General features: G+C 35.3%; 7 protein-coding genes. 2 read left to right on the top strand and 5 right to left on the bottom strand.

Annotated elements, in window-relative coordinates; genetic code table 11:
• Positions 1 to 92: 92 nt before the first annotated feature.
• Positions 93 to 4379 (bottom strand): LPXTG cell wall anchor domain-containing protein, encoded by a 4287-nt coding sequence (locus RV15_RS15115; protein ID WP_071878846.1) that lies wholly within the window; start codon positions 4377 to 4379, stop codon positions 93 to 95.
• 1221 nt (positions 4380 to 5600) lie between these two features.
• Between RV15_RS15115 and RV15_RS15110 the strand changes: the two genes are divergently transcribed.
• Together RV15_RS15110 and RV15_RS15105 are read left to right on the top strand one after the other, a co-directional pair.
• A complete protein-coding gene (locus tag RV15_RS15110; protein WP_071878845.1) occupies positions 5601 to 6428 on the top strand; it encodes an isocitrate lyase/PEP mutase family protein in 828 nt (275 codons plus the stop codon).
• Positions 6429 to 6443: 15 nt separating this feature from the next.
• The gene (locus tag RV15_RS15105) at positions 6444 to 7493 is read left to right on the top strand and encodes a bifunctional transcriptional activator/DNA repair enzyme AdaA (RefSeq protein WP_071878844.1); all 1050 of its coding nucleotides are present in this window, start codon (positions 6444 to 6446) and stop codon (positions 7491 to 7493) included.
• Positions 7494 to 7558: 65 nt separating this feature from the next.
• Here RV15_RS15105 and RV15_RS15100 read toward each other — a convergent pair whose 3' ends face one another.
• From RV15_RS15100 to RV15_RS15085, 4 genes are all read right to left on the bottom strand, one after another.
• Positions 7559 to 9187, bottom strand: coding sequence for a TPM domain-containing protein (locus RV15_RS15100; RefSeq protein WP_071878843.1), 1629 nt, complete (start codon positions 9185 to 9187; stop codon positions 7559 to 7561).
• A 214-nt stretch (positions 9188 to 9401) separates the two neighbouring features.
• Positions 9402 to 10166 (bottom strand): hypothetical protein, encoded by a 765-nt coding sequence (locus tag RV15_RS15095; protein ID WP_071878842.1) that lies wholly within the window; start codon positions 10164 to 10166, stop codon positions 9402 to 9404.
• 31 nt (positions 10167 to 10197) lie between these two features.
• Positions 10198 to 10875 carry a hypothetical protein gene (locus tag RV15_RS15090; protein WP_071878841.1) on the bottom strand — a complete coding sequence of 226 codons (678 nt, stop codon included), beginning with the start codon at positions 10873 to 10875 and terminating at the stop codon, positions 10198 to 10200.
• A 102-nt stretch (positions 10876 to 10977) separates the two neighbouring features.
• Positions 10978 to 11757, bottom strand: a complete 780-nt coding sequence (locus tag RV15_RS15085; protein ID WP_071878840.1) for a hypothetical protein — start codon at positions 11755 to 11757, stop codon at positions 10978 to 10980.
• Between the last annotated feature and the right edge of the window lie 63 nt (positions 11758 to 11820).

Below are 11820 nucleotides of genomic sequence, written 5' to 3'. Positions count from 1 at the left end.
TTTCTTTACCAACATTAGTTGACAAAGAGCCGTTTTTTTGTGGTTTCAGCTTATTTTTTATAATTTTATCTTGCTGCATAGAAAACAAGGGTTTATTTATGGTGTTTTCCTTTTCGTTTCTTCCAGAAAAGAAGTGATCCAGCTGCTCCAGCCATAAATGTACCCATTCCTTGGCCTAATAGAGAAGCTTCTGTTCCGGTGTTAGGAAGTCTTCTTTCAGAACGAGTATTTGGTAGTTTATTGCTCGAAGGATCAGTTGTTGTATTTATTTTTTTGGTACTTGTAACAACAGCTGTTCCTTTTTCTTCTGTTTTCTTCTTAGGATCTACTAATGCTACTGGTGCCTCGGCTAAATTGGCTGCGATAGGCGCGTCTAGTGTATTAGGTTCAATTGGTGCAGTAAGCTCGATCGGTTGTTCTACCGGTGGTGTTACTGGATCAACTGTTTCTGGTGCTATAACTTCAGGAATAACGGGTGCTTCAACGATTGGTGCTTCTTCTAACTCCTTAGGTTGATCTAAAGGGTCGACATCTGTAACATCGTCTAAATCGTTTAGCTCAACAGGAGCGTTAGGTTGAATGCTTTCCTCAACCTCTTCACTATCTAATTCCACATCAGTTACATTTTCAGAAGTATCTAACCCTACAATTGAATTAGGAGGAGTAGAGGCACGCTCTTCTGTTAACGTTGGTAGATTGATTCCTGTGATTTCATCAAGTATTTTTGTTGAAGCAGCAGCTGGTGCAAGAGTCGGATTGGTTGGTTCTGTTATATTTTCAACCTTTTTAGGGATATTGAGAACAGCTGGTTTTATAGGCATCATTGGCAAATCTGGTACTGACGGAATAACTGGCGGATTGATCTTTTTGAGTTCTAGTTGACCTAAATTCGGTTCGGAGACTTCAAATTTCAATTCTGGAAGTTCAGAAATAGGATCTTCTACTGTTTGTCCAGCTAAATATCTTGTGTATCTTAAAAAATTTCCAAATGAATTTATCCATGCATAGATTGAGGATTTTTTTGTAATAGCCATATAGGCTGTATATTCATCTACATTATCGCGTAGAGCATTTTTAACTCTTGTCATCATATTCTTTGCATTGATAGGAAGTGGATTCGTTTCTTCAGTCATTGTAACGTTACTTTGAGTCGCCTCATTAAACTCTTTTATAGATTCAGACATTACTGCTTTAGCCTGATCCCACTTTTCAGCTACTTCATTCAAATATACAGCCAAGGTTTCAAAATTTTCAAGTTGTTTTTCACCAAATTTACTATAAGTATCTATAATTAGATTTCGATTTTCTGGAGTATCCTCCATATTTAACAGTATTTCATCAGTATATCCAATAAGAGCATAAGTTTTATCAACCGGAACGTTTACAATATCAACCCATTTTGGCATCTCATTTTGATATGGGTTATTATAATCCCATTCAGCTGTATATTTTTCAAAAGCCACTTGATAATCCGAATAACTTTTGTAATATGCTTGGTATGCAGCAGCCTTAACAAGGTTTTGTTTTAGTGTAGCATCCGTCTCTTTATTAAAATCAATTATATCACCTTTAAAATTTGCTGGATCGTAGACAACCTCTACTTTATTAATTGGTGCAATTGAACTACTATTATAAGCATCGTTCTTGGCCTGATATTCTTCAATGATTGGCCATGATGTTGTTAGGGACGTGTCTAAATTTGACTTAGCAACATCATATTTTATTTGCCATGCTGCTAAGTCAGCTAGAATATTTTCAAGATTTGCTTCTGTGATTTTATCATTTGGAAATTCAGTAAGAATGTTATTCATACCAGTAATAGCAGTATTGATTTCACTTTCAGCAACAACCGCCTTCTCATAAGCAGCAACTGCATCTTCATATGGTTTTCCAGCAGTAGCGAAACTTTCTGTTGCAAGATCGTACTTAGTTTTTAGATCGGTAAAGAGAACAAGTACTTTATCATGGTCGACGGTAAGAATTTTTAATTTTTCGTTTGCCTTTTGATAGTCAGTGTCCGCCGCTTTCCACGCATCGTTTGCAGCGGTATATGCTTTGTCAATGTCCTTATACTGTCCGTGAAGCTTTTTAAAGGAGTCTGTTATGTCTGTGTATTCTTTTGAAACAGCTGCGAACTCTGCTTCATGAGTGTTTTGCTCAGCTGTCACTTCGCCTAATTTAGTCGAAGTCGTATTATATAGTTTCAAGGTTTCGTCATATTTCGTTTTTAGACCAACATAGTAAGCCGCTAAATCAGTATATTCTTTCTCGCGAAGTACAAAAGTTTCTTTCGCATTGGAGATGGCTGTTGCTGCTGTTGTATACGCTGTTTCGGCGATAATATATTCGGCATCTAAATCAGCAAATTGTTTCGTTATTTTATCATAATTTACTTTTGTTTCAGCATATTGTGTTTCTAAAGCTGTGTATTGTTTTTTGGTTCCCTCTAATGTTTCGCCTAATTTAGTAAAGGATGTTTCAGCTGTAGCCAATTCAGATTTTAGCTTTGTTAATTCCTCTGCCAGTACTTGATATTCCGGTAAAAGACGGTCATATTCGATACGCGCTTTTTCATATTTTTGGTTAGCAGCCTCGTATGTTTTGTTTGCCTCGATATATTTCGCATCTATGATATCAAAGGCTTCGGATCCGCTTGTAAATTTCGCAGATACAGCGTCATAGGATTCTTTTAACAGGTCATACTGGATTTTTACTTCAGCAGACTCTGTGATTGCTGCTTGATGAGCGGTTTCTGTTTCTGCGTAGAGCTTCATGACTTGAGTATAGTTGGTGCTGATAGTTTGATAATCTATCTCCAATTGTAGGAAATCACTTTTCGCTTGCTCATATTGTGCAACAAGAGAGTCGTATTGTTGTTTGACAGACTGATAGGAGGTAACCATTTTTTGATAATCAACTGTTGCAGTTTCATATGCGGTTTGAACCTCCTTAAACGTTGTGGTGAGTAAATCTGTCTGCTCTTTTACTTGTTGATATTCTTTGTTTACTTCGTTATAGCGATCATTATTTTCATTGTAGGCAGCTAAAGCTGTTGAATATTCTACAGTACCTTCTTCATACTGCTTTAGAATCATTTCCGCGGCGGTTCTTTTTTCATTATAGGCATTTAAATCTGTTTCATAAGCAGTAAGTTTAGTATCGTATTCAGCTTTTTGTTGATCATAGGCTGTTTTATCTGTTTCATATGCTTTAGTTTTCAGGTCAAAGGCCGTTTTTTCAGTTTCGTAGGTTGTACGTTCCGTTTCATATTGAGTTGCAAATTCATTTAATTGACTTGATAGCGTATCATAGGTTGTTTTTGCTTCATCATACGCTTGTTTGGTAGTGATATAATCTTCTTTGATTTTATTATACTCAGCAAGTTTATGCGCATAATCGGTTATTGATACTGTCAACTCTGATAAACGTTTTTCATAGGTTGTTTTATCAGTTACATAACTTACTTTAGCTTCGTTATACTCAGTTAACAGTACGTTATATTCTTCAAGTGCTTTATCATAGTCTGATTTCACTTCAGTGTAGCTAATTTTTGCTGTTTCAAGTTCAGTTTTTAAGGTATTGTATGACTCAGTAGCCAGATTGAATGCTGTAGCTTTCGTATCATACGCTGTTTTTTTTGTATTATAATTGTTAAGTAGAGTTTCGTAAGCAAGTTTTTGTGAATGATAGTCCGTCAATTGGGTATTGTATTTACTTTTAGCTTCGTTGTAGGCTGTTTGAGCGATTCTATATGCTGTTGCGGCATCTTCATAAATTTTTCGATTTTTTTCGTACTCTATTCTTAAGTTTTCGTAGAGTGTTCTTTTTTCTTCCGCATCTTTGTTCAAGGTTTCATATTTCGCTTGAGCGTTTAAATACTTCGTCTGCATCTCTATAAAAGTTGATTCTGTATCATTGTAAAGAGTTTGTTCTGCTTCGTAAGCCGCTTTGGTTTCATTGTAAGTTTCAATATGTGCTTCGTAGTTAGACTTATTTGTTTCATATGTAGCTTTATGTGTGTTATACGTTTTAGTCGCTTCATCAAAAAGGGTTGATTGTTTTTGATAGGTTTCTTTTAATCCCTCTAAAGTTGTTTTAAGTTTATCCGCAGTTTCATAGGATTTATCCGCGTCACTTTTGGAGGTATTGTAGTCTTCTAAAGCAGCATTGTATTTTTTTGTAGTCTCGTCGTACTCTGTTTTAGCTGTTGTATATTCCTCTAATATACTCGTATAATCTTTTGCTGACGTTTCTTTAGTTGGTTGGTTTATCTGCGCTACGGTTGTAGCTAATACTTGTATAGGACTACCAGATCCTACCAGAAATACACTTGAAAACAATAAAAATTTAAACGAACCTTTTCTCCATGAGTCATTCATTAAAGAACACTTACCTTCCTTTTTTTGTAATAATATCAATATAGTAAAAATATAAAATCTTTAAGGAATTTATATTTATATAAATGTAAGTATACAATATTTTCAAGTTAGTTATTTATCATGTTTTTCTATGTGGTTACAATTTTTTGATAATCATATTTGGATAATAATAAATAAAACTGTTTATTAAAAAAGATTCATTGGAATAAAATGTATACATTAGTAGGGAAATAGAAAAATTATACGAAATATGAATTTCATAGAGTGAATGGTGAAGATCGGTTGTATCTACACTATTAGATTTTATAGTTTTACTGACAATCAAGAAAAAATAAACTAAAAGTAGGAATATGAAAAAACAGTAATCTGACTGTTAGCATAATACATAAATGAAACGAAAACTTCGGATTTTCGCCAAACAATCATAATAAAGAAGCCAATCTTTCAACATAAAAAAGTCACACTTTCGGGTTATTATATATTCATACCAAACAAACAACCCTAACAAAACACTTTTTCATTTTTTAACTCCTTTTCCCACTCTTCCCCAAAGAGTGGGTTATTTGTTGTGAATCACCACGACTGGCTTTGCCAGAGTGGATGATGAACAATACTTGGCGACCGAAGGGAGAGAAGTTACCTTACTAGTGAATCACTCCACTTCGTTTCGATCTCATCAAACTCTAAGTGCTGAAGCACTAAGAATTGAAGGACTACGACTGGCTCTGCCAGAGTAGATGATGAACAATACTTGGCGACTGAAAGGAGAGAAGTTACCTTACTAGTGAATCACCAAACGCCCAAGGCCAAAAAAAGTAGTATAGTAATAATGAAAAGCAACAGGTATTAATCAAACGAAGATAACAGTCCACGCCACTTCATTCCGATCTCATTGTTGTAAATCACGAAGAACAAAGTGATTCGATGATGCACAATACAACGTGTCTGAAAGACACATTGCTTCCTTTATTTTCTAAGTGCTGAAGCACTAAGAATTGAAGGGCCATGACTGGCTCAGCCAGAGTAGATGATGAACAATACAAGGCCGTGTGCAGCAAGAGAGGTACCTTTAACTAGTGACTTACCAGAAGACAAAACCTAAAAAAGTAATAGAAGCACAGGTCAACCTATCAAAAATAAAAAATTGATGTTCATTTTTCGAAAGAACCTTCTGTCAATCCGCAGTACACTAAAGAAACAAGATGAAGGGATTGATGATCAATGAATGAAACTAAAACAGCGTATTTTAGAAAGGCTCACCGAAAGGATAAGCCACTTATTTTACTAAATATTTGGGATGTAGCTAGCGCAGAGGAACTGACAAGGAAAAAAATCAATTTGATTCCGACTGGCAGTTACGCAATGTCTGATTATTATGGCTATCAAGATGGTGAAAATATGCCTTTCGATGAACTGTTAGATTACATAAAACAAATGGACGCAAAAACCAACTATATCACCGCAGATATCGAATCCGGCTATGCTGCAAATACAGCAGACCTAGCAAAGAATATTGAAGCGCTCATAGACAGTGGTGTCATCGGTATCAATATTGAAGATAGACAACCAAATACCGAGACCTTGTATTCTATAGAAGAACAAAATGAGCGGCTATTGTGTATCAAACAAACATGTAACACTATGAAAAAGGATCTATTTATCAATATAAGAACGGACACTTATTTTGTTGGAGATGTCACCGCAAATAACCAAGATGAACAAGTGTTAAATCAAACCATTGCTCGAATCAAAGCCTATGAAAAAACTGGGATTGATGGTATTTTTATTCCAGGTTTGAAAAACCAAGAACATCTCCAGCAAATAGCTGCACAAACCAATTTACCGATCAATATAATGCTAGATATTCAAAAAGATTCAATCTCAGACTATCTACATACTGGGATTTCAAGAATCAGCTTTGGTCCTTCGACCTATATGCTTTATAATGAAAGTGAAAATAACGATTTAGATGAATTTTATACGTCCTTACTAGCAGATCTAGCTCAATATGAGAAACAAGAGCGTATAGAATTATTCAGAATAAAGTAGAGAGGGGAATGCCCAATGATCGGTGAAAAGGAAAAAAAGCACTACTACCAAGCACTGCTTGCAAAAGATTCCACCTATGACGGAATTTTCTTTGTTGGCATCAAATCAACCGGTGTTTTTTGTCATGCTACATGTCCGGCAAGAAAACCAAAGTATGAAAACTGCACCTTTTACGAAACAGCAGAAGAAGCCCTTTTATCTGGCTATAGACCATGCAAACGATGCAAACCATTATCTTTTCCAAGAGAAATCCCGCCACTCGTTCAAAAAATGGTGGAGTTAGTAGAAGAAAATCCTGAAAAGCGTTGGAAAGACCAAGATTTCGCTGAATTGGGCATTCACTCGATGACTGCCAGAAGACAATTTAAAAAAGTCTATGGTATGACGTTTGTTCAATATGCGCGCTCAAGAAGGATGGGGATGGCCTTGAAATCAATCAAAAATGGGGAAAAGCGAATCGATACCCAGCTAGATGTCGGCTACGATTCACCCAGTGGATTCTATGATGCCTTTTCAAAAATCATGGGGAGAAATCCGAAGCAGTCAAAAGAGATCAAAATATTATCGGCAGATTGGATTGATACGATTTTAGGACCGATGATGAGTATTGCGGATGACGACTATTTATATTTATTAGAATTTGTCGATCGGCGTGGCTTGGAAAGAGAAATTGAGCGATTACGGAATCGAATGAACGCTTCGATCGTTCCAGGAAAAACCAAGATCAACGAGCAGATCAAAGAGGAGCTGGATTTGTATTTTGAGAAGAAACTGGATGAATTTAGAACACCGTATCTGTGTTTAGGTTCTGATTTTCAGAAAAGCGTTTGGCAAGCGTTGACGGAAATCAAGCGTGGTGAAACTTCTTCCTATAAAGCATTAGCGCAAGCAATCGGAAATCCGAAGGGGATGCGAGCAGTTGGGAATGCGAATGGCGCGAATCAATTGGCGATCATTATTCCATGCCATCGAGTGATTCAGACAGATGGTAGTCTGGGCGGCTATGGCGGCGGTGTGGAACGGAAGAAGTGGTTGTTGAAGCATGAACGGGAGTATGATTTGTGAGCGGCATAAAAAGAGCGATAACCACTGCTAAGATGTGGGTATCGCTCTTTTTCTATAAACTGTATTCACCAACCGCCAGAAAAACCGCCACCGCCTGATGAACCACCGCCACCAGAACTTCCTCCTCCGCCACTGGATGAACCACCGGAATCGCTACTGTGATAGCTTGAGGTACTGAAATGCTGTAACGTTTGATATCTAGCAAAATGGATTCCTGGTATTGCTCCTAAAAATAAACATTTATCAAGATCCATGATGGCTTTTTGATAATAGTCCGATTCAATTTTTTTAAAATCCTTCTCACCTTTTTTAAAAGCTTTAGGCAATTCGCTTTCAAAGTTACCAGCTTCTTTAAAAAAATCTTCTTTACTGGTATCTTGACCTTTTAGCAGGTGATAGGAAACGAGTAAAACCAGTAATTTTTCTTTTTGTTTTGTGTAAAATGATTTTGCTACATGCTCTTTTACATAGACTTGCACAATATTTCTCGTTTGCATGAACGCAACTCTAGCTTGAATGATTTTTTGTAAAATTTCTAAGTAGTCATTATCTGATTGCTTCAGTTTTGCTTGTAGTTGTTTTGTTGCTTGAGTGATGTTCTGTGGCTCTGTGAGGAAATCGCCTAAACTTTGGGCATACTCTTCATAGTAGCGCTCACTGATTTCCAAGCATAAGGTGCAATACGTTAGCTTGTTAGCTTCGGTCAGGTGATGCATACGATATTTACCCAGTTGTGTTGTATGATCTATGACATCACTTGTAAATAAAATTTTGGATAAATAACGACGCAAAAATGTATACTTGCCAAAATTAGCTAGAATCAATCTCCAGATAGGTGCTTCTCTAAAATAAATCGTAATCGATCTTTCTCTCACAGCTACTTTACCTAGCCAACGTACCTGTAACTCTTGGATAGAATCAAACAGAGGCATCTTTAAAATCCGTTTTTCTAAGAAACTCCTAAAGTAAAAGGAGCCAACAAAAAGACCCAGAGCAACGAACATTGATAGGATAAAATGATCCATGATAAAAGCTAAAACAATCCAAAGATAGTCCCAAAAATTCTTTTTCGGTTCTACATAGTGGTATTGAGAGTCATCATAAGCGTTACTTGCTTGTTCTAGATCCTGAACTTCTTTTTTCGCTGCTTCGTAATTGCCGTAACGTTCATTCACTATCGATATGATGTTGTGGCTGATGATAGTCAAGCCTTGATCATACTTCTCCTCACGAAACAACTGTTCCACACTTGTAGGCACAATGTCACGCTTCATACTATCTGTAATCACGTCTTCTACACCATAGCCAACTTCTAAACGATACTTTCGGTCAGAGACTGCAATAACAAATAGAAAGCCGTTGTTTAGATCTTTATCGCCGATGCCTAACGTTTGGAAAGTTTCATTGGCGTAGGTTTCGATCGTTTCGTTTTTGGGTAATTTTTTGATGGTTTTTAGAACGAATTGCGGGCTGCCAGGTAGTTGTTTGAAATCAGATTCGTTTGCTTGGATGATGGCTTGTTTTGTTTCCTCGCTTAATAGACCAGCTTGATCGTCGACGAAGAAACTTTCGGCTGAGCTAGTTTGAGGGGTGGAGAGAGTGAAGAGGAAGATTGTGGTGAGAAAAAGGATTGTTTTAAAAAAGTTTGGTTTGGTAAAGTGTGTGTGTTTTTTATGTGTGTGATTTGAGTTCATGTTGCTCCTTTTGATTGTGTTGTTGTAGTTTAGGTGTTTGATCAGACAGTTCATTTGAAAATATCTAGTATACGATCGGTGCTATAAAAAGAACTGCCAAAACGGATTCAATTACTTTGAGACTCTCAGTCATTAATTTAGTAAACAGATAAGTTTTTTCGTTCTAAATAGTGATAAGTTATAGCATTTTTTTTAGGATAATGTATTATTCTCATTAATTTTCCCAACCGTCTCTTTTTAATGTTACTTCTAAAGCTTTTTCGGAATAGTGTTTCGGAAATTTAAATTTGGCGAATGATAGAAACAAGGATTTGCCTACTACAAAGGCTATAAAATAAGCGAGAGCAGTTAGTAGTATAAATAATACAAATGAACCTTCCATAAGTCCGCCTATCCCGATTCCAGCGGATGTTCCAATCAAAAGAATCCCTTGACTCTTAGTAATTGCACTATCTACATCGCTATCACCTTTGACTTTTTTCTCCATCTCAATTACTTTTGGGTATTTTTTATGAGTTTTTCCGGTTAGAATCATCCAAAGGTACCATACTATTGAGATAAGTATAAATACAAAAGGTAGGAACAATAGAATATCGAATGCGAGATCTTGGTATTCTTTAGAGATAGAATTTGATAAAAAATTTCTATATTCAACGATAAGTAGAACATAGCTAATTTCTAAAAATCCCCAACTGACTAGAAAATGGATAATTGGATCATATATTTTCGTTTTTATTAGTAATAGTGAGAATAGAATCAACACATTTATAACCAAAAAGAATAACACAATTACTTGGAATAACATTGTGTTAGGAAAGTAAATCCCTTCGTACTCAAAACTATCAATGTAGAGATACATGATTGGAAAGCAAGCCACAGCAATAAGACTTATCATTCTTGAAGCCTTGATTCCGGCAAATTCTAATCTGTATTTTATTGGTGCGATAAAAAAATAATAATCGTCTGCTGTTTTTTTCACTTGTTTCTCCTTATTGTTTAAAAAATAAGTATTATTGTGTTGTTATAACAAGTTCCTCATTTTCGTCGTTGTTTTCTAGGTTATCAAAGTAATAAAAATAAAATTCTTCTTTTCCTAATTTAAATGGAATGATTTCAGTCGGTTTTTGATTATTTACTTTAATTTTTTTGACTTCTTTTTTTACGGATAATGACCACGCAAAGTTAGGATGGTTTTTAAGAGATTTTGTAGCATAAGTATTGCTGTATAGATTTAGAGACAGATCTTGCTCTTCGGTAACACTACTATTTTTATGTAATCTACTATTTATAAAATCGCCGGGTACTGGTCCGTATGATAAGAGATTAGAGTATTCTTTTCTTCCATCTTTGTTTTGTGTTCTGAAGCGCATCTGAGCAAAAATTTCTTCCCCACCTGGTTGAAGAATAATACCATAAAAAACGCAACTATCATTATCTTCCACAAGCTTAAGCGTTTTTACCCATGTAAAGTCTGCGGGTTTTCCCTCTGAAAAAGTATTATTTTTGATAGCTTCTGCGATAGTTGGATAGTAAGCTTTAATGTGGTCTTCTTCGTTGAAATCAGGATCACCTTCAGTAACTCGCTCAATTCGGGTTGTGTTATTTCCTTCGTTGTCACCGAAACTAATGCATCCTTGTAAATTAAGGATACATACTCCTAATAATAAAAAAGTGATTCTTTTTCTCATAGTTCTCTCCTTATGCTATGTTATAGATCAGAGTGGTGCTTACCATAATGAAATAATAGTTGTGAAAGAGCACCTCATGTTTTGAGAGTTCAAGCAAAGTTTTCATATATTAATTTTTCCCTCTTCTCTCATATTCTTTTCCCAATATATTGTTGGAAACTTTTTTTTCATGTATGAAATTACGATAAGTGAAGGTGCAAAAACTGACAAAATAACAGAACTAAGTGTGAATAACAAGATCATTAAGTTTCCTTGGATAATATTTAAAGTATTATTTAAAAAAACAAACATGAGTATCAAGGGAAAGAATAACGGTAAAATTTTACTGAAATTCCGACTGTTTTGTTCATATTTTTTTGCTTTTTTATGATTTCTACTTGTTTTTCCCGTTTTGATCGCATATAGATGGAAACATGAGCTAAGGATAAAACTGATTGGTGGTATAAGTATCAGTCGATTAATAAGTATAATTTTTTCATGCTCAATTATTGATAAATTTAGTGTATTAAATACTTCCATATCATTATGATTCATAAAGAACTCAGTATAACCTACAATGATAAGTAAAAAAGCAATTCCTAAGAAAAGCAGACCAGCCATGAAATAAGCCATAGGTTCATATACTTTTGTTTTAAAAAGTAATAGATTCAAGAGAGAAAAGAGACTGATAAAGCTTAAAAATAGGTACGTTAACAATAATGGACCTGTTTGTGGTAATACTTCTTGTCCATAGCTTATAACATAGACAGGTACCACAATTATTTGACACACAGCTACCCATAAAAAGAACTTCATAGATTTTAAATCTATAGCTGAAGAATTAAGTGTCAATGAAAAATAAAAAAAATCATCACCTGTTAATTTTTTTTTGTTTGCATTCATGTATTTACCATTTCCTCCTCATTAACCAAAAGACCAATTTCCAGGATTCATTACATTACCAAT

The organism is Enterococcus silesiacus (assembly GCF_001886225.1).
Taxonomy (GTDB): domain Bacteria; phylum Bacillota; class Bacilli; order Lactobacillales; family Enterococcaceae; genus Enterococcus_L; species Enterococcus_L silesiacus.
Note: the sequence above shows the minus strand (reverse complement) of the source record. Positions and strands in the feature narration are given on the sequence as shown.

Bases quoted from the DNA above. Each gene is read 5' to 3' on its own strand.
- RV15_RS15085 (WP_071878840.1), bottom strand. From the start codon at position 11,757: ATGAATGCAAACAAAAAAAAATTAACAGGTGATGATTTTTTTTATTTT.
- RV15_RS15090 (WP_071878841.1), bottom strand. From the start codon at position 10,875: ATGAGAAAAAGAATCACTTTTTTATTATTAGGAGTATGTATCCTTAAT.
- RV15_RS15115 (WP_071878846.1), bottom strand. From the start codon at position 4,379: ATGAATGACTCATGGAGAAAAGGTTCGTTTAAATTTTTATTGTTTTCA.
- RV15_RS15105 (WP_071878844.1), top strand. From the start codon at position 6,444: ATGATCGGTGAAAAGGAAAAAAAGCACTACTACCAAGCACTGCTTGCA.
- RV15_RS15100 (WP_071878843.1), bottom strand. From the start codon at position 9,187: ATGAACTCAAATCACACACATAAAAAACACACACACTTTACCAAACCA.
- RV15_RS15110 (WP_071878845.1), top strand. From the start codon at position 5,601: ATGAATGAAACTAAAACAGCGTATTTTAGAAAGGCTCACCGAAAGGAT.